23 protein-coding genes are annotated in these 21,261 nt (G+C 52.5%); 16 read left to right on the top strand and 7 right to left on the bottom strand.

Features of this window, described 5'->3' with window-relative positions; translation table 11 throughout:
- Positions 1–2: 2 nt before the first annotated feature.
- Genes prmC through WFM49_RS11910 form a run of 3 tightly spaced genes read left to right on the top strand, consistent with a single transcriptional unit; the run spans position 3 to position 1,795 of the window.
- Positions 3–869, top strand: a complete 867-nt coding sequence (gene prmC / locus WFM49_RS11920; protein WP_009464102.1) for a peptide chain release factor N(5)-glutamine methyltransferase — start codon at positions 3–5, stop codon at positions 867–869.
- A 21-nt stretch (positions 870–890) separates the two neighbouring features.
- Positions 891–1,217, top strand: a complete 327-nt coding sequence (gene grxD / locus WFM49_RS11915) for a Grx4 family monothiol glutaredoxin (protein WP_003804985.1) — start codon at positions 891–893, stop codon at positions 1,215–1,217.
- Positions 1,214–1,795 carry a UbiX family flavin prenyltransferase gene (locus WFM49_RS11910; protein ID WP_336973410.1) on the top strand — a complete coding sequence of 194 codons (582 nt, stop codon included), beginning with the start codon at positions 1,214–1,216 and terminating at the stop codon, positions 1,793–1,795. Before grxD ends, WFM49_RS11910 begins: the two co-directional genes overlap by 4 nt.
- 158 nt (positions 1,796–1,953) lie before the next feature.
- Here the strand turns inward: WFM49_RS11910 and ttcA are convergent, their stop codons facing one another.
- The 3 genes from ttcA to WFM49_RS11895 are packed head-to-tail and all read right to left on the bottom strand — an operon-like array spanning position 1,954 to position 5,253.
- Complete coding sequence (ttcA, locus tag WFM49_RS11905) at positions 1,954–3,009, bottom strand: tRNA 2-thiocytidine(32) synthetase TtcA (protein WP_226349145.1); 1,056 nt, start codon at positions 3,007–3,009, stop codon at positions 1,954–1,956.
- 57 nt (positions 3,010–3,066) lie between these two features.
- Entirely contained in the window at positions 3,067–3,426 is a 360-nt protein-coding gene (folB, locus tag WFM49_RS11900; protein WP_336973406.1) for a dihydroneopterin aldolase, read from the bottom strand.
- Positions 3,427–3,477: 51 nt separating this feature from the next.
- Positions 3,478–5,253 (bottom strand): M61 family metallopeptidase, encoded by a 1,776-nt coding sequence (locus tag WFM49_RS11895; RefSeq protein ID WP_336973404.1) that lies wholly within the window; start codon positions 5,251–5,253, stop codon positions 3,478–3,480.
- 34 nt (positions 5,254–5,287) lie between these two features.
- On the opposite strand from WFM49_RS11895, the gene WFM49_RS11890 reads away from it, so the two are divergent.
- The 10 genes from WFM49_RS11890 to WFM49_RS11845 all read left to right on the top strand — a co-directional run bounded on the left by WFM49_RS11890 (position 5,288) and on the right by WFM49_RS11845 (position 13,777).
- Entirely contained in the window at positions 5,288–6,064 is a 777-nt protein-coding gene (locus tag WFM49_RS11890) for an enoyl-CoA hydratase (RefSeq protein WP_060185379.1), read from the top strand.
- Positions 6,065–6,346: 282 nt separating this feature from the next.
- Positions 6,347–6,832, top strand: coding sequence for an ATP synthase subunit I (locus tag WFM49_RS11885; protein WP_021447195.1), 486 nt, complete (start codon positions 6,347–6,349; stop codon positions 6,830–6,832).
- A gap of 56 nt (positions 6,833–6,888) precedes the next feature.
- The gene (gene atpB, locus WFM49_RS11880; RefSeq protein ID WP_009464115.1) at positions 6,889–7,770 is read left to right on the top strand and encodes a F0F1 ATP synthase subunit A; all 882 of its coding nucleotides are present in this window, start codon (positions 6,889–6,891) and stop codon (positions 7,768–7,770) included.
- A gap of 104 nt (positions 7,771–7,874) precedes the next feature.
- Positions 7,875–8,117: a F0F1 ATP synthase subunit C gene (atpE, locus tag WFM49_RS11875; protein WP_009464117.1), complete on the top strand. Its 243-nt coding sequence runs from the start codon at positions 7,875–7,877 to the stop codon at positions 8,115–8,117.
- A gap of 154 nt (positions 8,118–8,271) precedes the next feature.
- Positions 8,272–8,742 (top strand): F0F1 ATP synthase subunit B, encoded by a 471-nt coding sequence (locus WFM49_RS11870; protein WP_009464119.1) that lies wholly within the window; start codon positions 8,272–8,274, stop codon positions 8,740–8,742.
- Between the two features lie 14 nt (positions 8,743–8,756).
- Positions 8,757–9,296 (top strand): F0F1 ATP synthase subunit delta, encoded by a 540-nt coding sequence (locus tag WFM49_RS11865; protein WP_003805005.1) that lies wholly within the window; start codon positions 8,757–8,759, stop codon positions 9,294–9,296.
- Between the two features lie 35 nt (positions 9,297–9,331).
- Positions 9,332–10,873 (top strand): F0F1 ATP synthase subunit alpha, encoded by a 1,542-nt coding sequence (atpA, locus tag WFM49_RS11860; RefSeq protein WP_003805007.1) that lies wholly within the window; start codon positions 9,332–9,334, stop codon positions 10,871–10,873.
- 94 nt (positions 10,874–10,967) lie between these two features.
- Entirely contained in the window at positions 10,968–11,876 is a 909-nt protein-coding gene (gene atpG, locus WFM49_RS11855; RefSeq protein ID WP_003805009.1) for a F0F1 ATP synthase subunit gamma, read from the top strand.
- A 44-nt stretch (positions 11,877–11,920) separates the two neighbouring features.
- Positions 11,921–13,342, top strand: a complete 1,422-nt coding sequence (gene atpD, locus WFM49_RS11850; protein WP_003805012.1) for a F0F1 ATP synthase subunit beta — start codon at positions 11,921–11,923, stop codon at positions 13,340–13,342.
- A gap of 12 nt (positions 13,343–13,354) precedes the next feature.
- The gene (locus WFM49_RS11845) at positions 13,355–13,777 is read left to right on the top strand and encodes a F0F1 ATP synthase subunit epsilon (RefSeq protein WP_009464130.1); all 423 of its coding nucleotides are present in this window, start codon (positions 13,355–13,357) and stop codon (positions 13,775–13,777) included.
- Positions 13,778–14,053: 276 nt separating this feature from the next.
- Here WFM49_RS11845 and rfbD read toward each other — a convergent pair whose 3' ends face one another.
- Genes rfbD through rfbB form a run of 4 tightly spaced genes read right to left on the bottom strand, consistent with a single transcriptional unit; the run spans position 14,054 to position 17,511 of the window.
- A complete protein-coding gene (rfbD, locus tag WFM49_RS11840; RefSeq protein ID WP_336973400.1) occupies positions 14,054–15,046 on the bottom strand; it encodes a dTDP-4-dehydrorhamnose reductase in 993 nt (330 codons plus the stop codon).
- Positions 15,043–15,582: a dTDP-4-dehydrorhamnose 3,5-epimerase gene (rfbC, locus tag WFM49_RS11835; protein ID WP_336973398.1), complete on the bottom strand. Its 540-nt coding sequence runs from the start codon at positions 15,580–15,582 to the stop codon at positions 15,043–15,045. Before rfbC ends, rfbD begins: the two co-directional genes overlap by 4 nt.
- 1 nt (position 15,583) lies before the next feature.
- The gene (rfbA, locus tag WFM49_RS11830; protein ID WP_336973396.1) at positions 15,584–16,450 is read right to left on the bottom strand and encodes a glucose-1-phosphate thymidylyltransferase RfbA; all 867 of its coding nucleotides are present in this window, start codon (positions 16,448–16,450) and stop codon (positions 15,584–15,586) included.
- Positions 16,447–17,511, bottom strand: coding sequence for a dTDP-glucose 4,6-dehydratase (rfbB, locus tag WFM49_RS11825; RefSeq protein ID WP_336973394.1), 1,065 nt, complete (start codon positions 17,509–17,511; stop codon positions 16,447–16,449). Before rfbB ends, rfbA begins: the two co-directional genes overlap by 4 nt.
- 216 nt (positions 17,512–17,727) lie before the next feature.
- Here rfbB and WFM49_RS11820 point away from each other — a divergent pair, with 216 nt between their 5' ends.
- From WFM49_RS11820 to WFM49_RS11810, 3 genes are all read left to right on the top strand, one after another.
- Positions 17,728–18,981 (top strand): O-antigen ligase family protein, encoded by a 1,254-nt coding sequence (locus tag WFM49_RS11820; protein ID WP_336973392.1) that lies wholly within the window; start codon positions 17,728–17,730, stop codon positions 18,979–18,981.
- A 116-nt stretch (positions 18,982–19,097) separates the two neighbouring features.
- Positions 19,098–20,393 carry an oligosaccharide flippase family protein gene (locus WFM49_RS11815; protein WP_336973390.1) on the top strand — a complete coding sequence of 432 codons (1,296 nt, stop codon included), beginning with the start codon at positions 19,098–19,100 and terminating at the stop codon, positions 20,391–20,393.
- Positions 20,390–21,061 (top strand): glycosyltransferase family 32 protein, encoded by a 672-nt coding sequence (locus WFM49_RS11810; protein ID WP_336973387.1) that lies wholly within the window; start codon positions 20,390–20,392, stop codon positions 21,059–21,061. The genes WFM49_RS11815 and WFM49_RS11810 overlap by 4 nt, the downstream gene beginning before the upstream one ends.
- Positions 21,062–21,261: the final 200 nt, after the last annotated feature.

The raw sequence follows: 21,261 nt of genomic DNA, 5'->3' as shown, positions 1-21,261 counted from the left end.
GCATGAACCTATCCGGTGAGCAGGCCGTGTCCTCAATGGCCACGCCTGCCGACTATCCCCGTACCTTGCGAGCCTTGCAGCCGTTAAGTCCCTTGCCGCGCCTGGAGCGCGACATGCTGTGGATGCAGGTGCTGGGCGTCGGTCGTTCCTGGCTGATTGCGCACGACACGGACGAGTTGCCGCTGGACAAGATCCAAGCCTATCAAGCTCTGGAAGCCCGCCGTGTGGCGGGCGAGCCCATGGCGTATATCGTCGGTGTGCGGGAATTCATGGGCCATGAGTTTCTGGTGTCGCCCTCGGTGCTGATTCCTCGCCCGGATACCGAAACCCTGGTTGAGCGTGCCTTGGAGCGTGTGCAGAACATCCAATCTCCCCGCATTCTGGATATGGGCTGTGGCAGCGGCGCCATTGCGGTTTCTCTGGCGCTGGCACGTCCTGATGCCCATGTGGTCGCCAGTGACATCAGCACACTGGTATTGGCGCAGGCGGGCTTAAATGCTCAGCGTTTGTGTGGGAAAGTCGAGTTTTGCCTGGGGAGTTGGTACGATGCCGTGGCAGGCCAGGAACCTTTTGACCTGATCGTGTCCAACCCTCCATACATTGCAGTGGATGATGAACATCTGGCGCAGGGCGATGTGCGGTTCGAGCCGCGTCAGGCACTGACAGATGGCTCTGACGGCTTGACGGATTTGCGTACAATAGTTCAGGGAGCCGGGCCGTATCTGCGTCCTGGTGCTAGTCTTCTCATGGAGCACGGCTGGGATCAGGCCGACCATGTGCAAAATATGCTGCGGCAGGCAGGGTTCAAACAGGTCATCAGTTATGAGGATCTGGCAGGAATCCGGCGGGTCACAGGTGGACAGTGTTAATTCTTTTCTTAAGAGAACATCATGAGTGAAGTTCAAGATTTCATCCGCGAAACCGTAACGGAAAACCCCGTTGTGCTGTTTATGAAGGGCACAGCGCAAGCTCCTCAGTGTGGTTTCTCCGCACGCACCGTGCAGATTCTGCGCGCTGTTGGCCTGAGCCAGGTGGTTGTGGTCAACGTGCTGGACGACGCCGAAGTGCGTCAGGGCATCAAGGACTTCTCCAACTGGCCCACCATCCCCCAGCTGTACATCAAGGGCGAATTCGTCGGCGGTTCGGACATCGTGTCTGAAATGTACGAAAACGGCGAACTGGAAACCATGCTGCGCGAGGCTGGGGCCCTGGAGTGAGCACCAAGCGACGCCTGGTCATAGGCATGACCGGGGCCACCGGGGCGGTCTACACCGTGCGCCTGCTGCAAGTGCTGCAGTCCTGTCCGGATGTGGAAACCCATTTGGTGATCTCGCCCTCCGGGGTGCTGAACATCAAATATGAGCTGGATATCGGCAGGCACGAGATTCAGGCTCTGGCCGATCAGGTGCACAGCTTCCGCGATGTGGGTGCAACCTTGGCCAGTGGCAGTTTTCCTACGGCGGGCATGGTGATTGTGCCGTGCTCGATGCGTACGCTGGCCGCCGTGGCGCATGGTTTGTCTGACAACCTGATTACCCGGGCTGCCGACGTTACCTTGAAAGAGCGTCGTCGTTTGGTGATGATGGTGCGCGAAACGCCATTCAATCTGGCGCATTTGCGTAATATGATGGCCGTGACGGAAATGGGCGGGATCATCTTCCCGCCTATGCCCGCTTTTTACCTGCGACCCAAAAGCATCGATGATATTGTCGATCACACGGTGATGCGGGTGCTGGAATTGTTCGATATTCAGGTGCCCGGTGAACGCTGGGATGGTTCGCAAAAACCGAGCTAAGGCCTGATAGTCGTTCAGCGGGCGCAAAAAAAGCCCCGATATAAACCTCCACAATCTGGATATCATCCCAGACACTAGCGGTTTATATCGGGGCTTTTTATTGTCTGTCGCTTGTGTATTGGCAGGCGACAAGCGCTACGCTAAGCCGCGTGCCAGGTTTATTGGCCAGAACGACGCTTGCTCATGAACACAATCTGCTGTTCACCAGAAGCGGCAGGCTGAGCAGGTGTGAAGGCATCCTGACGCACGCCCGGAGTAGCTTCGTCGTTATCTTCCTCAAAGCCTGCAGCCAGCAAACTCTCGGGCAGGTGATCGTCAAAATAATCCTGATCAAAGCCTTTATCGCCTTCCGGATCGGCCTGGCCTGTCACCTTCAAGTCTGCAAAGTTATGCAGCTTGGGGTCCATCAGGTGCGAAGGCACCACGCGTGTCAGAGCTCCAAACACGTTCCAGGAACGGTGCGGGAATTTCTTGTCCCATTCCGCAATCATGCGGTTGATTTCCTGGCGTTTCAGGTTTTCCTGCGAACCGCACAAGTTACAGGGGATGATGGGAAATTCCTTGAGCTTGGCGTAGGCGATCAGGTCCTTCTCGGGCACATAGGCCAGAGGGCGGATCACGATGTGCTCGCCATTGTCCGACATCAGCTTGGGCGGCATGCCCTTCATACGGCCACCGTAAAACAGGTTCAGGAAGAAGGTAGCCAGAATGTCATCACGATGATGGCCCAGGGCGATCTTGGTGGCACCCAGTTCCTTGGCGACACGGTATAAGATGCCGCGACGCAAACGCGAGCACAGCGAGCACATGGTCTTGCCTTCGGCAATCACGCGCGTCACCACCGAGTACGTGTCCTGAGTTTCGATGTGATAGGGCACGCCCAGCTTTTCCAGATACTCGGGCAGGATGTGGTCAGGGAAACCGGGCTGTTTCTGGTCCAGGTTCACGGCCACGATGTCGAACTTGATCGGAGCGCGCTTTTGCAAGGTCATCAGCACGTCCAGCAGGCCGTAGGAATCCTTGCCGCCAGACAGGCAGACCATGATCTTGTCGCCTTCCTCGATCATGTTGAAGTCACCGATGGCGCGGCCCACCTCACGCATGATGCGTTTGCTCAGCTTGTTGTCATTGACGCGCTGCTTGCGTTCAGCCTTGCTGGCAAACACGGGAGTCTCGGTTTCGGAAGGAGGGAGGGTGCTGGTGTCTTGGGACATAAGGAAAAGCGGAAAGAAGTGTCGTCGTAGCCCCGGCCAGAGGCGGGGCAGGGGGCTTTAGCGGCTGCGTTCAATCTCGATGCCGACGGCATCACAGTCGGCAAAGGCCTCGGGTTTGCTGGCGCGGATTTTAACGCGTTCCACGGTCGGGAAATCATTCTGGATGCGCTCAGCCAAGCGCTCTACCAGTGTTTCCAGCAGATTCGTGTGTTCCGTGGTGCTGACGTCGATCAGTGCCTCGCGCAGCTGACGGTAGTCCAACACGGTCCCGATGTCCTCGTCCTGAACGTCCTGCGTAATGGTGGTGTCGAATTCGGCATCAATATGCAGGGGCTGGCGGTGAATCAGTTCGTGGTCCAGCATGCCGATAGAGGCTTGCACCACCAGATTGTTGATGAATATACGGCGTGTAGTCATGGCAAAAACAAAGTAGCAGGCCCGCCATGGTTGGCGGGCCTGGAAAGAAGATCAGGACAGGCGGCTCAGGACGCATTCGTCCAGAGCAGGGCGTGCCAGTTGTAGCGTGAAGCAGTGTAGTTCATCGCGGCGGAAGGCGTGAACTTGTACGGTCTGGCCGGGCTCATAGGCTGCCAGCAGGCGCTCCAGGCTGGCGGTGTCACTGACACGCAAGCCGTCAATAGCGACCAGGGCATCACCGGCAGACAGCCCGGCTTGATGCGCTGCACCATCAGTAAATACCGTGGCCAGTTGGCATTGGCCTGCGCTTTGGCGCAAGCGGGCGTTCAGACTGGGCAGCTTGGAGGAGGCTTGCCATGCCAGCTTCAGGCCTTGTTCGGCCAGCCAGGGCTTCAGGGGCAGGTCCTCGCAGCCTTCCACATAGCGGGCAATGAAGTCTGTGGCGTCATAGCCAGTTGCCTCCAGAATCAGCGCTGGCATGGCGTCCTCTGGGATGCCGCGAGGCTTGCCTTGATAGAAGTCGCGCCCATAGCGTTCCCACATCAAGAGCATCACATCGTCCAACCCCTTGGCCTGCTGGGTATGGCTGCGAATGCACAGGTCCAGACCCAGTGCGATCAGGGCGCCCTTGCTGTAGTAGCTAACCAGTGCATTGGGCGAGTTCTCGTCCTGCTTGTAATAGCGCGTCCAGGCGTCAAAAGAGCTTTGTGCGGCGGACTGCTTGAAGCGCCCGGGGCCACGCTCAACGGCATTGATGTTCTTGGCCAGCAGCTTCAGGTAGTCGGCTTCGCTCAGCACGCCCGAGCGCAGCAGCATCAAATCGTCGTAGTACGAGGTGAAGCCTTCAAACACCCATAGCAAGCGGGTGTGGTTTTCACGGCTCAGGTCATAGGGTGCGAAGACGGCGGGCTTGATGCGTTTGACGTTCCAGGTATGGAAGTACTCATGGCTGACCAGGCCCAAAAAGGTCTGGTAGCCCGCGCTTTTCACCGATTTGTCCTGGCCCTGGGTAGGCAGGTCTCGACGCGAAGCCATCAGGGCGGTCGAGGCGCGATGCTCCAGTCCGCCGTAACCATCATCGGTCACCATGGTCATGAACACGTAGCGCGAGCTGCAATCCAGGAAGGGCGCGCGACGGGTTTCAGGTTCGAAAAAGGCGATTTGCTCGGCACAGATTTTCTCTACGTCACGGGCAATGCGGGGCAGGTCCAGGTTCGGGATGACGCCAGTAAAGACCAGTTCGTGTTCAGCGCCGTGGGCAAAGAAGCTGATGACCTGGGGAGTGCCCATTTCAATGGGGTGGTCGATCAGCTCGTCGTAATTGCTGGCGCGGTACAGGCCAAAACCATAGCGCTCTGCCGCGCCTGGAATGCCGGTGGCCTCGGGCAGGCTGGTGTAAACCTGCCAGTCTTCCATGTCCTCGTTGGACACCAGTTCCAGCAGGCAAGGCTGTTCAGTCTGGCCCTCAACGGCCAGCAGGGCGCTGGTGCCATTAAAGAAAGCATGGGTCTGATCAATATGCGCGCCTCGTACGGACAGGTCCCAGGCATAGACCTGGTACTGAATGCTCAAGGGTCCCTCGCAGGGTTCGCACTGCCAGCGATGGTTGTCCAGCTTGCGGATGGAAACCGGCTTTTCGCCGGAGAAGGCGGCTATGCTTTCGATCTGACGCGAGAAGTCGCGGATCAGGTAGCTGCCAGGGATCCAGGCCGGAAGGCTCAAGATCTGGCCATCTGTTTGGGGGGAAGTGATCTGTATCTGGACAGTCAGGCGGTGGCCGGCGAGATCTGTCGGCTCGGCACGGTAAAGTACGGGTGTAGGTTCCATTCCCCTATTCTATTTAATTTTTCTGGGAGTCAGCATGAACGAACCCTTAGTCAAAGCAGAGGTGCATGGTCGTGTTGCTTTATTGACATTAAATCGGCCCAAGGCTTTGAATGCGCTCAATAACGAGCTGATCGCCGAGTTGTATGCCCTGTTAAAGAAATACGATGCCGACAACGAAATCGGTTGTATCGTGCTGACCGGTAACGAAAAAGCCTTTGCCGCCGGTGCCGATATCGGCGCCATGAAAGACTGGAATTACCACGATGTCAGCTCCCAGGACTATCTGGGTGGCCAGTGGGAAGAACTGCGCCGTTTCCGCAAGCCCATCATTGCCGCCGTCGCTGGCTACGCCCTGGGTGGTGGCTGCGAACTGGCCATGTTGTGTGACTTCATCATTGCCGCTGACTCCGCGCGTTTTGGTCAGCCAGAAATCAAGCTGGGCGTGATTCCCGGTTTTGGTGGTACGCAGCGTCTGCCCCGTGCCGTGGGCAAGGCCAAGGCCATGGATCTGATTCTGACTTCGCGCATGATGAATGCCGAAGAGGCCGAGCGCTCCGGTCTGGTGTCGCGCGTGGTGCCTGCCGACAAGCTGATTGAAGAGGCGCTGGAAGCCGCAACGGTTATTTCCAGCATGTCCTTGCCGTCGGTCCTGATGGCCAAAGAGTGTGTGAACCGTGCTTTTGAATCGTCACTGGAAGAAGGGTTACTGTTCGAGCGTCGTAACTTCCATGGCTTGTTTGCCACTGACGATCAGAAGGAAGGCATGCGTGCCTTTGTCGAGAAGCGCAAGCCCGAGTTCAAGCACCGCTAAGTTTCTCAATCGCTGATAAAACAAGGGGTGTGTTGTAAAATTGCTGCACTGCAATGTTACAAAATAAGCTTACCCCTTGATGCCATTGAGATTGCGTAAATCAGCCTTGCATTAAGTATCAAACAAGCAAGGCTGAATTTGCTTACAACAAAAAAAAGACGCTATACTTTATGGGTTTGACGACACCGGCTTTTGAAAGGGGCCGATAATATTGCGCGGATGGATTGGCCAAGGCCTTTGCAGTACATCCACCCACACAACGTTATCTGATTGTTTCCTACTATGAATCAGCCGATTTATCAGCAGACAGGCACCACAGCCACGGTGCAGGCAGCAGGGGACAAGCCACCATTTCCGGAACCCGTAGTACTTACGCCCGAGCAACGTAGCCGCATGGCTCGCCGGGCAGGGCAAGGAATTGTGCGCGCACTTGTTGCCCAGGCTTTTATGGGTCTGGTGGCAATTGGCCTGTCGGCATGGATTTCCGGCGCATATGCAGCAGCCTCAGCACTGATTGGTGCGGCTGCTTATTTTGTGCCTAACGCATTGTTCGCATTGCGTCTTTTGCTGGGTTTGATGGGCGGCGGCAACGCCGGGGCGCTTTCCTTCTTCTGGGGGGAGGCATTCAAACTCGGTTTTGCGGTATTGACACTGGCAACGGCTGCCATGGCAAACACGGGCTGGTTAGTTTGGCCTGCCTTGCTCTTTGGCCTGCTGTGTGTCTTGAAGGGATATGTGCTGCTGCTGTTTTTCCGCAAGCTGCCATAACGAATTTTTGTTTCACGGGCTCGTCCCATAACGTATACATCACAGGGTAAATACAGATGGCTGCTGCTAGTGATATTTCGCCTCAGTCAGGGTACATCCAGCATCACTTGGTTCACTTGAACAACTTGGGTGAAAAACAGGATGTTCTGGCCAACTTCGGTGTCATTAACTACGACTCCATGTTCTGGTCCCTGCTGATGGGTCTGGTTGTGGTTTTCTTTCTGTGGCGCGCCGCTTCGGCCGCAACAGCCGGCGTACCAGGCCGCTTGCAGTCTTTTGTAGAAATGCTGGTCGATTGGGTTGAAGACCAGGCCAAATCCATCGTTCCTAACGCTGAGTCCCGGAAGTTCGTCTCGCCCCTGGCGCTGACAGTGTTCCTGTGGATCGTCATGATGAACGTGCTGGACTTGCTGCCCGTTGATGGTCTGGGCTGGATCTTCATCCAGACCGGTCTGGCCGCCGAACATGGCGACCCTCTGTACTACCACCGTATTTTGCCAACCGCTGACTTGAACGTGCCTATGGGCATGTCCATGGGCGTGCTGCTGCTGATGTTCTACTACGGCATCAAGATCAAGCACCCCGGCGGCTTCGTCAAAGAGCTGTTTACTGCACCGTTCACTGCCACAGGCCTGATGGCTGTTGTGCTGGCACCTTTCAACTTCTTGCTGAACTGCATCGAATACGCGGCCAAGTCCGTGTCCTTGGGCATGCGGTTGTTCGGCAATATGTTTGCCGGTGAACTGGTTTTCATGTTGATCGCTCTGCTGGGTGGCGCATGGACAGGGTTTAATGGCGCCAGCCTGGGACTGGGTATCGGTCACATTCTGGCCGGTTCTGTGTGGGCAATCTTCCACATTCTGATTGTGTTGCTCCAGGCGTTCATCTTCATGATGCTCACCCTTGTCTATATTGGACAAGCACACGAAGGCCATTAATCCGATTCCGACTGGACAATGGTGTCTGGTTGGGGGGAGCAGGCCTGGCCTGCTAACGCTTTGATTTTTTTGAATTACACCTGATTTTTAACCAAGGAGTTGTCATGACCAACGTAGCTCTCGTTGCTCTTGCTTGCGGTATCATCATCGGTCTGGGCGCTTTTGGCGCTTGCATTGGTATCGCCCTGATGGGTGGTAAATATCTGGAAGCATCGGCTCGTCAGCCTGAACTGATGAACGCTCTGCAAACCAAGATGTTCCTGTTGGCCGGTCTGATCGATGCTGCTTTCCTGATCGGTGTCGGTATCGCCATGTTGTTTGCATTCGCCAACCCATTCGTTGGGTAATAAGGCGAGTCCGTTGCCGCTTTTGGCAGACGGGCAGGCAGTCGTCGTTAGCGGTGTGTTGCTCGGTTTGATCATGCACCGCTTGTCGACTTGAACATACATGTGTCAGGACGCATACCGCTTCCTACACACGTGGTATTGAAGGGATACGACCGTGAATTTAAACGCGACTCTCTTTTTTCAGATGATCGTGTTTTTCGTTTTGGCCTGGTTTACGATGAAATTCGTATGGCCGCCACTGACGAAAGCAATCGATGATCGTCGTCAGAAAATCGCTGATGGTTTGGCTGCTGCCGATAAAGGCAAGGCCGATCTGGCACAGGCCCAAGCGCGTATCAGCCTGATGGACGCTTCGGCCAAGTCCGAAAACCATCAACGCATTGTCGACGCTGAAAAACAAGCGACTGCTCTTTTGGAGCAAGCTCGTCGTGAAGCCGAAGCCGAAAAAGCCCGCATTATTGCGCAGGCCCAGCAAGACGCTAACCAGGAAGTGCAACGCGTACGTGAAGGTCTGCGTAGCGAAGTGGCTGCCTTGGCTGTCAAGGGTGCCGAGCAAATCTTGCGACGCGAAGTTGACGCGAATGCGCACGCCCAGCTGCTCGAGCAGCTCAAGGCAGAACTTTAACATCAAGGCAGGCCATGGCTGAACTATCGACTATTGCCAGACCTTACGCCGAAGCCCTGTTCGCCGCCGTACGCGACGACAGCCAGGGCCTCGAATCGTGGTCGGCCCTGTTGTCCGAAATGGCTCAGGTGGCCGGTCTCCACGATGTGCGCGAGGCACTGAACGATCCGCGCCTGAATAACGGGCAGCGACTCGAACTCTTTACGGGCCTGGTTAAGTCACAGGTCACCGAAAAGGCTCGCAACTTTCTTCAATTGTTGGTGGATAACCAGCGCATCTTGCTGTTGCCACAAATTGCAGAACAGTTTGATCTATTGAAACACCAACTCGAAGGCACGGCGCAGGCACAGATTATCAGTGCTTTCCCGATGGCTGAGGCTCAGGTTGCTGAGCTGACCGCTGGGCTGGAGAAAAAGTTTGGCCTGAAGCTAAAACCGACTGTGACCGTCGACGCTGACCTTATCGGCGGTATTCGGGTGATTGTTGGTGACCAGGTGCTCGACACTTCCGTGCAGGCCCGGCTGGCCAGCATGCGCGATACGCTGACCGCATAGCGCGAGTCAGTAAACAGGATTTCAGGAGTCTGAACATGCAACTTAATCCGTCCGAGATCAGCGAACTGCTCAAGAGCCGCATCGAAGGCCTGGGTGCGTCGACTGACGTTCGTACACAAGGCACGGTCGTATCCGTGACCGACGGTATTACGCGCATCCACGGTTTGTCCGATGTGATGCAGGGCGAAATGCTCGAATTTCCGAACAACACGTTCGGTTTGGCCCTTAACCTCGAGCGCGACTCTGTCGGCGCCGTGATTCTGGGTGAATACACCGGTGTTTCCGAAGGCGACGCAGTTAAAACAACTGGCCGTATTCTGGAAGTACCCGTTGGCCCCGAACTGCTGGGTCGTGTGGTTGATACTCTGGGTATGCCTATCGACGGCAAGGGCCCGATCAACGCCAAGATGACTGACGTCATCGAGAAAGTGGCTCCTGGCGTTATCGCCCGTGAGTCCGTCTCCCAGCCCATGCAGACCGGTACGAAAGCCGTGGACTCCATGGTGCCAATCGGCCGTGGTCAGCGCGAACTGATCATTGGTGACCGTCAGACCGGTAAAACTGCCGTGGCTGTGGACACCATCATTGCTCAAAAGGGCAATGGCGTTAAATGTATCTACGTTGCCGTGGGCCAAAAAGCTTCCACGATCAACAACGTGGTGCGCAAGCTCGAAGAGCACGGTGCTCTGGAGTACACGATTGTTGTGGCCGCCTCGGCTTCCGAGTCCGCCGCCATGCAATACCTGGCTCCTTACTCCGGTTGCACCATGGGTGAATACTTCCGTGATCGTGGCGAAGACGCCCTGATCATTTATGACGACTTGACCAAGCAAGCTTGGGCCTACCGTCAAGTATCCCTGTTGCTGCGTCGCCCACCAGGCCGTGAAGCCTACCCCGGTGACGTGTTCTACCTGCACTCCCGTCTGCTCGAGCGCGCTGCTCGTGTGAACGCCGAGTACGTAGAAAAATTCACTAACGGTGAAGTGAAAGGCAAGACCGGTTCGTTGACCGCACTGCCTATCATTGAAACGCAAGCCGGTGACGTTTCCGCTTTCGTTCCAACCAACGTGATTTCGATTACTGACGGTCAGATCTTCCTGGAGTCCGACCTGTTCAACGCTGGTGTTCGTCCCGCTATTAACGCCGGTATTTCGGTGTCCCGCGTGGGTGGCGCTGCTCAAACCAAGGTCATCAAGAAGCTGTCCGGCGGTATTCGTACCGACTTGGCTCAGTACCGTGAATTGGCTGCGTTTGCTCAGTTCGCTTCTGACCTGGATGACGCAACCCGTCGCCAGCTGGAACGTGGTAAGCGGGTGGTCGAACTGCTCAAGCAACCCCAGTACCAGCCTCTGGCTGTGTGGGAACTGGCCGTGAGCCTGTACGCTGTGAACAACGGTTACTTCGACGATCTGGAAGTCGCTCAGGTTCTGCCTTTCGAGAAAGGCCTGAAAGACCACCTGCGCAGCAAGTTCGCTGCCCTGGTTGAGCGTATCGAAAGCAAGAAGGAACTGGTTAAAGAAGACGAGGCTGAGTTGGTTACAGCCATCCAGGACTTCAAAAAGCACGGCGCTTTCTAATCATTGTTGGCAGGCGCCGGAAACCCCGGCGTCATGATTAGCGGGAGTCGACAGCCTAGTCTGGCTCCCGATAATGCCCTTACAGGAAAGTGTGATGGCCGGAATCAAGGAAATTCGTACTAAGATCAAGAGCGTGCAAAACACGTCCAAGATCACCAAAGCCATGGAGATGGTGGCGGCATCCAAGATGCGCAAGGCGCAAGAGCGGATGCGTGCTGGCCGTCCCTATGCAGACAAGGTGCGCGAGATTGCTTCGCATCTGATGCAGGCGCACCCCGACTACACTCACCCCTACATGGTTGAGCCTGCCGAAGTCAAATCGGTAGGCATCGTGGTTGTCAGCACGGACAAAGGTCTGTGTGGCGGCCTGAACACCAATATTCTGCGTCTGGTACTTGCGCGTGTTCGCGAGTTTGAGGACAAGGGTATTAAGGTTCAGACGACGGCTCTGGGTGGTAAAGCTGCTGGAACATTGGCGCGTGTTGGTGCCAATCTGGTTTCTCAGGAAGTGGGTTTGGGCGACGCGCCTAACCTGGAACGTCTGATTGGCGCCATCAAGGTGCAGATCGACGACTTCGTGGAAGGCCGCATTGATGCTGTTTATCTGGCGACCAGCCGCTTTGTCAATACGATGAAGCAGGACCCAACATTTATTCGCTTGCTGCCTCTGCCTTCCGGTCTGAAAGATCCTTTCCAGGCTGGTGATCAGGTAGTCGCGCAAGAAAGCGTCAACTCTTCCGAATACGGTTGGGATTACATCTACGAACCCGATGCCAAGTCGGTTATTGATGACTTGTTGCTGCGTTACGTAGAGGGTCTGGTGTATCAGGCCGTTGCCGAGAACATGGCCTCCGAGCAGTCTGCTCGTATGGTGGCGATGAAAGCCGCTTCGGACAACGCCAAGACCGTTATTGCCGATCTTCAGCTGGTCTATAACAAGACCCGCCAGGCAGCGATTACGAAAGAAATCTCTGAAATCGTGGGGGGTGCCGCCGCTGTGTAATCACGGCAAGGCACACCATCAAAGTTATATTGCAAGGACTCAACATGAGCAACGGTACCATCGTTCAGTGCATCGGCGCCGTGGTGGATATTCAGTTCCCCCGCGACAGCATCCCTAAAGTCTACGAAGCATTGACGCTCGTTGACGAAAGTTCGGCTTTCGCAGAAAAAGGCCTGACTTTTGAAGTACAGCAACAATTGGGTGACGGTGTAGTTCGCACCATCGCCATGGGTTCCAGCGACGGCCTGCGCCGCGGTATGGAAGTGGCCGGTTCGGGCGCTCCCATCTCCGTACCTGTGGGTGTTGGCACCCTGGGTCGCATTATGGACGTTCTGGGTCGCCCCATTGACGAAGTCGGTCCTATCCAGTCCGACGAGCGTCGCGCCATTCACCAGCCTGCGCCTACTTTCGACGAACTGTCGCCTTCCGTAGAGCTGCTGGAAACCGGCATTAAAGTGATTGACCTGGTTTGCCCGTTCGCCAAGGGTGGTAAGGTTGGTCTGTTCGGTGGTGCCGGTGTGGGCAAGACCGTGAACATGCTGGAGCTGATCAACAACATCGCCAAGGCACACAGCGGTCTGTCCGTGTTTGCCGGTGTGGGTGAGCGTACCCGTGAAGGTAACGACTTCTACCACGAAATGGCCGATGCTGGCGTTATCCAGATGGATAACCTGAGCGAGTCCAAAGTGGCCATGGTGTTCGGTCAGATGAACGAACCTCCAGGCAACCGTCTGCGTGTGGCACTGTCCGGTCTGACCATGGCCGAGAAGTTCCGTGACGAAGGCCGTGACATCCTGTTCTTTGTGGACAACATCTACCGCTACACGCTAGCCGGTACCGAAGTGTCCGCTTTGCTGGGTCGTATGCCTTCCGCAGTGGGTTACCAGCCTACGCTGGCCGAGGAAATGGGTAAGCTGCAAGAGCGCATTACCTCCACCAAGACCGGTTCGATTACGTCCATCCAGGCCGTTTACGTTCCAGCCGATGACTTGACTGACCCATCGCCTGCTACGACCTTCTTGCACTTGGACTCCACCGTTGTGTTGTCGCGTGACATTGCTGCTCTGGGTATTTACCCCGCTGTGGACCCTCTGGACTCCACCAGCCGTCAGCTGGATCCACAAATTGTGGGCGAAGAGCACTACGCAGTGGCTCGCGGTGTTCAGCAAACGCTGCAGCGCTACAAGGAATTGCGTGACATTATCGCGATTCTGGGTATGGACGAGCTGTCTCCAGAAGACAAGCAGGCTGTTGCCCGCGCTCGTAAGATCCAGCGCTTCCTGTCTCAGCCTTTCCACGTGGCAGAAGTGTTTACCGGCTCGCCTGGTAAGTACGTTCCACTGGCTGAAACCCTGCGCGGCTTCAAGATGATCGTCGACGGCGAGTGTGATGCACTGCCAGAACAGGCGTTCTACATGGTCGGTTCGATCGACGAGGCTTTCGAAAAAGCCAAGACTATTCAGTAATAAGGATTACTCATGGCTAAGCTTCATGTTGACGTGGTTAGTGCTGAAGAATCGATCTTTGCTGGTGAAGCAAAGTTCGTGGCACTGCCCGGCGAGGCTGGGGAGCTGGGTATTTTGCCCGGTCACACTCCACTGATCTCGCGGATTCGTCCCGGCACGCTGAAGATCGTTATGGACGATGGCAGCGAAGAGCATATCTTTGTCGCTGGCGGCATACTCGAGGTTCAGCCTGGGAAAGTCACTGTATTGTCGGATACCGCGATTCGCGCACAAGACCTGGATGAAGCAAAGGCGCTGGAAGCCCGCAAGCATGCGGAAGAAGCCCTGCGTAACACCAAGGACAAGGCCGATATCGCTGTTGTGGAAGCCGAGCTGGCCATGCTGGCCGCTCAAGCTGCCGCAGCACGTCGCTTGAGCAACGCGCGCAAGCACTAATCTCAAGTCGGTAGCATCCGTGAAAAAGCCACCCTTAGGGGTGGCTTTTTTGCGTTGAGATTGTCCAAACGGCAATGAAATACCATACTGCTTCCAACGCCAACGCCAACGCCAACGCCACAACGATTGACAGCATGGCACAGCTCAGCACACGGTAAAGGGCTGAAGGGGTAAGTCGATACATCGTTATCGGCTAAGGCCAGTAGCACACGGTAGTGTCGTCTTCTGTTACTTCGACGCTATTGGGTACTGATTCTTGGCGCGATGGAACAAACCTCAGCGTGAGCCTTTCAGCGATAGCAGGCTTTTTTCTATGCCCAGGTGCCAGTCCCGTTCTATGTTTGCCGAGCCGAATAAAGCATCCAGTTTGGTCTGCGACAGTCCCGACTGCGCCGGCCTTCTGGCTGGCGTGGAGTATTGGCTGGCGGGGATAGCTGTCAGGCTTGGTATTTGGGCTAACAGCCCTAGTCTAAGTGCCCGGGCAAAAATCTCTTGAGCAAAGCCATACCAGCTAACATCAGGCTGTCCGGCAAAATGGTAAATCCCACAAGGTGCTACTGGCTCATTTGCTTTCTGCTGTGATTCAACCAGCTTCTCGGCTAGTGCCAACAAAACCTGAGCAATATGTGGCGCATAGCTTGGGCCACCGATTTGATCTCTCACAATGCTTAATTCAGAGCGTTCTTGACCAAGACGCAGCATGGTTTTCAGGAAGTTGTTCCCGAACTGGCTGAACACCCGGCTGGTGCGCAGAATGACGGCCGAGGGCAGGGCGGCAAGAGCTGCCTGCTCTCCTGCCAGCTTGCTTTGCCCATAGACGCTAAGGGGATGGGTAGGGGCGTCCTCAAGGTAAGGCTGCTCGGCTGAGCCATCAAAGACATAGTCTGTAGAGACATGTACCAGCCCTATGCCACGTTCGGCGCAGGCAGCGGCCAGTAGGCCTGGGGCTTTACCGTTAATCAGATGCGCTGTCTCTGGTTCGGACTCGGCTTTATCGACTGCTGTGTATGCCGCTGCATTGATGACTATATCGGCTCGATAGTGATCCAAGGCATGGGCAATCGAGGTGTCATGCGTAATATCAAGCTCCTGGTGACTGAGCGGAATCAGTTGCAGCGCTTGCGTTGAGGCGGTCAGTGGGGACTGGGAAGCTAAGTGATCAAGGTCAGTTGTGTGCTTGTCGCGTGTAGCAGGTTTGAGGCGTTTGTGGCAGCTAGCGAGTGCCTGGCCTAATTGTCCGTACCCTCCGGCTATCAAGATGCGTGTCATGGCAGCAGGAACTGCTCCAGTCCCGGGTGTGACCTGTCTTTGGCGGAGATTACAGGGTTTTGAATTGGCCAGTTGATGGCCAAGCGTGGACAATCCCAAGCGAGTCCACCTTCATCGTCCGGCTGATAGTAGTCCGTGCATTTATAGCTGATGTCGGCCTCGTTGCTTAGAACACAAAAACCATGCGCGTATCCCGGAGCGACCCAAAGCTGTCTGTGATTGTCCTGGCTAAGCTCCAGCCCTACATACTGACCGAAGGTGCTGGAGCGAGGGTCTATGTCTACGACAACATCAAAGATGGCTCCCCGCGTGACACTGATCAGCTTGCCTTGAGGTCTGGTTTTCTGAAAGTGCAGGCCTCGCAGCACAGAGCCTTTGGAGTAGGACTGATTGTCTTGGACAAAGGCGCTTTCTATCCCGGCTACCGCTTGATAGCGTGCCGCGTTAAAGCTTTCTTTAAAAAAGCCCCGCTCATCGTTGAATACGCGAGGCTCAATAATCAGAACGCCAGGTAAGTGGGTGGTGTGCGTGCGCATATTACAGTTGCAGCAAGCGGGCCAAATATTGTCCGTAGCCTGTTTTTTCCAAGGCCAGGGCCTGTGTTTCCAGGGCTTGTCGGGATAGCCAACCTTGGTTAAATGCGATTTCTTCCAGGCAGGCAACTTTCAAACCCTGACGATGTTCAATGGTGCGAATAAAAGAGCCCGCTTCCATCAGGCTCTCGTGAGTGCCGGAGTCCAGCCAGGCAAAGCCTCGCCCGAGGATGGACACATGCAGATCATCCAAGTGCAGGTAGGCATTGTTGATGTCGGTAATTTCCAGTTCACCACGAGCAGAAGGGGTGACTTGGCGGGCGATATCCACAACTCGATTATCGTAAAAATATAGCCCTGTCACTGCAAGGTTCGATTTGGGTTTAGCTGGCTTTTCTTCAATGGATACTGGTTTGCCCGCGGCATCCATTTCGACTACGCCAAAGCTTTCGGGATTATTGACGGGGTAGCCAAAAATCGTGGCGCCATGAGGGCGGGTACGAGCCGAGCGCAGCATCTGGCTAAAACCATAGCCGTAGAAAATATTATCACCCAGAATCAGACAGACAGAATCCGAGCCGATAAAGTCAGCACCAATCAGAAAAGCTTGGGCCAGGCCGTCAGGCGAAGCTTGCCCAGCGTAGGATAGCTTAATACCAAACCGTGAGCCGTCCCCCAGTAAATTGCGGAAATTGGGCAGATCTTCCGGGGTACAGATGATCAGAATCTCCCTGATATCCGCGAGCATCAATACGGATAAGGGATAGTAGATCATGGGTTTGTCGTAGACAGGTAGCAAGTGCTTGGACACACCCATGGTAATGGGGTGCAGGCGCGTACCCGAGCCACCTGCTAATACAATTCCTTTCAAGCTTGTTTTCCCAGGCGATCCAGGCGATAGGCGCCGCTTAAAATGCGCTCCCACCAGGAGGTGTTTTCAAGGTACCAAAGTACAGTCTTGCGCAGACCAGTATCAAAACTTTCTTGAGGGTGCCAGCCAAGTTCCGCCCTTATTTTACTGGCATCAATCGCGTAGCGCTGGTCATGGCCTGGGCGATCTTCTACCAGGGTTATCAGGTCCGAGTAGCGAGCCAGTCCGGCTGGTTTGTCAGGGCGTAGCTCCTCAAGAATAGAGCAGATGGCCTGGACAACCTCTAAGTTTTTCATCTCTTGTTTGCCGCCAATATTGTAGGTGTCGCCTATTTTTCCTTGGGTTGCGACGGCAGCGAGAGCACGGACGTGGTCATCAACATAGAGCCAGTCGCGTATCTGATCCCCTGTTCCGTAAACGGGCAGGGGCTGGCCTTTTAGAGCGCTGAGCACCATATGCGGGACGAGTTTTTCCGGAAACTGGTATGGACCGTAGTTGTTCGAGCAATTGCTGATGACGATGGGTAGACCATAACTGCGGTACCAAGCTCGTACCAGATGATCAGAGCTGGCCTTGCTCGCTGAATATGGGGAGCTGGGGTTGTAGGGAGTCGACTCGATAAAGAGTGCATCGGTTCTACCTAAGTCACCGTAGACCTCATCGGTAGACACATGATGGAAGCGAAAGGCTTGCTTGCGTTGTGGCTCCAGCCCTTCCCAATATTGGCGACATTGCTCAAGCAATGTGTATGTGCCAACGATATTAGTCTGGATGAACGAGGCGGGGCCATCGATGGAGCGGTCAACGTGTGACTCTGCTGCAAGGTGTATGATGGTGTCCGGCTGGAATTCTTGCAGTTGTGCGGTGAGTTGTGCGGCATTGCAAATATTGGTCCGGCTAAACGAGTAGCGCGGATGCAGCTGCACTTGAGTCAGGGACTCCAGATTTCCGGCGTAGCTCAACACATCAACATTCAGGATGTGATGCTCGCTGGTTCGGAGTAGATGACGGATAAGAGCGGAGCCAATAAAACCGGCTCCGCCAGTCACAAGGATACGCATAGTTGTGTTGTGAGTCTGGATGTGTGCTGTAGCTAGGCTGCATTAGCCGTATGGGAACGTTCTGATTCGTATAGCGCTTATTATAATTTGTTGTACTGCCTTTGTTGATTTGCTCTGATGAACTGGGCTGTGCGCGGTTAAAGTCATTTTTACATTATCACGGATCGAGGACGTATGGGCCCCGCTTCACTTTCGCATCGATTTTTCTCGTCTCATATGGCTCTTCCTACCCTATTAAACGGTCCTGGCAGCCGTCTGACGTCGGTACTGATTTTTTTATTCTATGCCACTTTATTGTCGACTAAGGATGTTTACTCTTATGTGATCGGTGCCTTAGTCATTTTTTCATTATGGAAGGCACCTGGTTCACGGTTTCTAAAGCTGGATAAAAAAGAGAAATATATTCTTTTTTGGATGCTGGTTTTTGCGGTTATTAGTATCACTGTAACTGCTTGGCATGGTGCTTATGTACGCAGTTTTGAGGTCCCAGTTAAGTTTGCTTTTGGCGTATTGTTAATTCTGAGTCTGATGCGGTTTCCCCCTAAATCGACAGCTCTGTGGCTCGGACTTTTTACAGGGTCTGTTACAGGTCTGGCTGTTGCTACCTGGAAGATGTGGCAAGTTGGTGACTTCAAAGCTTTTGGGTTTACTGGGGCTATTCAGTTTGGGAACCTGGCATTAAGTATGGCTGTCTTGTTAATAGTAGCGTTGTGCTGGCTGATAACTAATCCGACTGCTGGCCGTCGTCTCTGGGGCGCTATTATTGTGTTGGGAGCTGCTTGCGGCCTGCTCGGCTCCTACTATTCGGGTACACGAGGTGGATGGGTTGCTATTCCGTTTTTCATAGCACTGTTTTTGTTGGCTTATATGCGTCGTAGCAATTTTTTTGCATGCGGGGTGGTCTTGATGGCCCTAGTAGCTGGCATGGGGATACTCGCTTATAAGTCACCTTTAATCGGTGAGCGGATTGCGCTGATCCATCAAGAGATGGCTGAATACGAGGCTAATGGGACAAGTAGCGCCAGTTCTTTAGGTGCCCGATTTGCAATTTGGGAGGCCTCATGGGCGTTGCTCAAAGAGCACCCTGTTCTTGGCTTAGGAGAGGTACAGTACCGGCGCGAGTTGCAGCAAAAGAGTGAAGAGGGCCTAGTAGGAGCTGTTCCTGCTAGCTTGGCAAATACACATAACACCTTTTTAGAATTTTGGATGTTATATGGTGTACTAGCTTTGACGGCATTGTTGGCGATGCTGCTAAGTGCGGCGTGGTACTTTCTGTCTTATATTCGACATGAGGACTCCACATTGCGCAGCTATGCGTTGGGGGGGGTATGTTTGATAGGCGGGTATGCTATTTATGGGCAAACCCAAATCATGTTGTCCCGCAATAATACGCTATTGTTTTTTTTATGCACTTTAGCTGTGTTGTTAGGGTTGATGTACCAGCGTAGGCTAACTATACAGCCAGGATAGTCTATATGCCTCTTTGCGTTCTGGGGGGAAGCTTAAGGCACCCTACTTTCTTCAGTATTTGATGCAATAGATTTTTGGTCAAGATGGCTTATTCTATTTTTATTATTTAATTATTAATGCCTATCAGTATTTTTAAAAAACTGTTAACTAATTCTTTTTGGAGTGTTTTGGCCTCTACTTCAAATCGAGGGGTGGCATTGATTCTGTCAATTCTAGCTGCCCGACTATTAACTGAGTCTGATTTTAGTAGTTTCTCTATTATTCAAAATACGTTAACAACACTTTATACCTTGGCCTCTTTAGGTGTCAGTGTTGCAGGCGCAAAGTTTATCTCGGAAAGCTTAAATATATCGTTTTATAATATAATAAAAATACAAAATATTCTCTTAAAAGTAACTTATATTTCAGCTTCTGGTTTTATTGTTTTTCTACTAATTTTAAAAAATGAGATTGCCCAATATATCTTCCATTCACTTGACTCTGGTGTCTATGTTTACTTTTTATCAGCCCTGCTTTTTATTAATGTTTTAATAGGTACGCAGACAGGTATATTATCTGGGTTGAAGGAATTTAAGAGCCAGGCAAAAGTTCAGTTTTTTATTGGGTTTTTGAATTTATTATTGCAAGCTATTTCTATATATTTTTTTGGTTTTTTTGAGCTTTTGTTTGCTTGGGTATTCGGCAATTCGTTGGTTCTGCTTGCTAATCATTATGTTATTAGGTCCTCTATTAGTAAGCATAAATTGATAAAATCCCTTTATCCTCCTGCGCCACCTCCAATAGACAAGAAATTAATAATTAGATTTATGCTTGCTACGGCGGGTACTTCTATTATTGTTATTCCCGCTCACACCATAGTATTGGCTTGGTTAAATAATGGTATCAACCATATTGAGATTGGCTGGTTCCAAACAGGGGTCTTGTGGATGCAGTTGGTGGCTTTTGTTCCAACATCAATTGCTAATGTTTTCATAACATCTTTATCTCCACTGTTAGCTGAAAAAAAATTTGTAGAAGTTAAGGAAACTGCTTTTAAAAGTATTAAGGCTGTTGTTGGGCTATCTCTATTGATTTCTTTTTTGGCTGCTTTTTTATCTCCCTTTATTATTAGTGTTTATGGTAGTAAATTTAATGGATTTTCTTCCATTTTTTACATCTCTCTAGCTTGTGGTTTTGTGCTATCTATTAATACAATCTTAGGGTCAGTGATGCTTAGCGCGGGACTTGCTAGTAAGGCGCTGATTACTAATTTTGTTTGGTCTTTGTTTTACATATCTTTATCTTTTATTTTTCTTCAAGAAGGTTTTGGTGTTTTTTATGTTTTTTTATCTTGTCTGATTGCTTATCTGATTCATTTTTTGTTAATCATTTTTTATATTTATAGTCATTTTTCAAAGATAAAAATCATATGATTCCTAAAATTATCCATTTTTGCTGGTTTGGGCGTGGTAAAAAAAATAAACTTATTGAGTCCTGTATATCGTCTTGGGAAAGATATCTGCCAGACTATGAAATAATAGAATGGAATGAAGATAATTTCGATGTTTCTTCCAATGACTATGTTTTTGAGGCCTATAAAAAAAGAAAATGGGCTTTTGTATCTGACTTTGTTCGCTTATATGCCATAAAAGAGTATGGTGGTATTTACCTGGATACTGATGTGGAGGTTTTTCGGAGCTTCGATAAGTTTCTTGGTCATAAAGCATTTACTGGTTTTGAGAACTATAAAGGAGCACTAGCGCCTATCACTGCTGTAATGGCGGCAGAAAAAGGGCATCCCTGGGTAAGTAGATTGATTGCAGAATACGATACAGCTAGCTTTCGAGCAGCGGATGGGACGGATGATTTAACGACGAATACCATAAAAATTACGAAAATATTAATGAATGAATATAGTGTGTCGTTAGATGATCAATACCAGATTTTGAAAGATGACCTGCATTTGTACCCGAGCAATATTTTTTGTAATTATAAAATAGGTACGTCCTACTCTATGCACCACTTCAATGGAAGTTGGATTCCTTGGCAATATAAATTACGGGCAAAATTAAAAGCAATTTTTAAAAATAAAAAATATTAACATGATTTGTGAAAATAGTAATCCTGACTTACGCAAGGTTAATATTTCTGTTCCTTTTTTTAATTCCTGCCTTAACTCTCAAAAATACTTAGAGCGTGTTCACGATCTTCTGAGCGGCAGAGCCAGGAATGCCAGATGGATGGGCTGCAAGCTGGTGATGATCTTGCACTCGCAGTTCTGCTGGGTCGATACATGGGGGC

Origin of the sequence: Alcaligenes sp. PF14 (genome assembly GCF_037150615.1) — a bacterium.
Lineage (GTDB): Bacteria > Pseudomonadota > Gammaproteobacteria > Burkholderiales > Burkholderiaceae_B > Alcaligenes > Alcaligenes phenolicus.
Note: the sequence above shows the minus strand (reverse complement) of the source record. Positions and strands in the feature narration are given on the sequence as shown.

Coding starts and splice junctions, on each gene's coding strand:
- WFM49_RS11820 (WP_336973392.1), top strand. CDS start 17,728: ATGGCTCTTCCTACCCTATTAAACGGTCCTGGCAGCCGTCTGACGTCG.
- rfbD (WP_336973400.1), bottom strand. CDS start 15,046: ATGACACGCATCTTGATAGCCGGAGGGTACGGACAATTAGGCCAGGCA.
- grxD (WP_003804985.1), top strand. CDS start 891: ATGAGTGAAGTTCAAGATTTCATCCGCGAAACCGTAACGGAAAACCCC.
- atpB (WP_009464115.1), top strand. CDS start 6,889: ATGGCTGCTGCTAGTGATATTTCGCCTCAGTCAGGGTACATCCAGCAT.
- atpD (WP_003805012.1), top strand. CDS start 11,921: ATGAGCAACGGTACCATCGTTCAGTGCATCGGCGCCGTGGTGGATATT.
- ttcA (WP_226349145.1), bottom strand. CDS start 3,009: ATGTCCCAAGACACCAGCACCCTCCCTCCTTCCGAAACCGAGACTCCC.
- WFM49_RS11865 (WP_003805005.1), top strand. CDS start 8,757: ATGGCTGAACTATCGACTATTGCCAGACCTTACGCCGAAGCCCTGTTC.
- WFM49_RS11885 (WP_021447195.1), top strand. CDS start 6,347: ATGAATCAGCCGATTTATCAGCAGACAGGCACCACAGCCACGGTGCAG.
- WFM49_RS11890 (WP_060185379.1), top strand. CDS start 5,288: ATGAACGAACCCTTAGTCAAAGCAGAGGTGCATGGTCGTGTTGCTTTA.
- WFM49_RS11815 (WP_336973390.1), top strand. CDS start 19,098: ATGCCTATCAGTATTTTTAAAAAACTGTTAACTAATTCTTTTTGGAGT.
- folB (WP_336973406.1), bottom strand. CDS start 3,426: ATGACTACACGCCGTATATTCATCAACAATCTGGTGGTGCAAGCCTCT.
- rfbC (WP_336973398.1), bottom strand. CDS start 15,582: ATGCGCACGCACACCACCCACTTACCTGGCGTTCTGATTATTGAGCCT.
- atpG (WP_003805009.1), top strand. CDS start 10,968: ATGGCCGGAATCAAGGAAATTCGTACTAAGATCAAGAGCGTGCAAAAC.
- prmC (WP_009464102.1), top strand. CDS start 3: ATGAACCTATCCGGTGAGCAGGCCGTGTCCTCAATGGCCACGCCTGCC.
- WFM49_RS11845 (WP_009464130.1), top strand. CDS start 13,355: ATGGCTAAGCTTCATGTTGACGTGGTTAGTGCTGAAGAATCGATCTTT.
- rfbB (WP_336973394.1), bottom strand. CDS start 17,511: ATGCGTATCCTTGTGACTGGCGGAGCCGGTTTTATTGGCTCCGCTCTT.
- atpA (WP_003805007.1), top strand. CDS start 9,332: ATGCAACTTAATCCGTCCGAGATCAGCGAACTGCTCAAGAGCCGCATC.
- WFM49_RS11810 (WP_336973387.1), top strand. CDS start 20,390: ATGATTCCTAAAATTATCCATTTTTGCTGGTTTGGGCGTGGTAAAAAA.
- WFM49_RS11895 (WP_336973404.1), bottom strand. CDS start 5,253: ATGGAACCTACACCCGTACTTTACCGTGCCGAGCCGACAGATCTCGCC.
- atpE (WP_009464117.1), top strand. CDS start 7,875: ATGACCAACGTAGCTCTCGTTGCTCTTGCTTGCGGTATCATCATCGGT.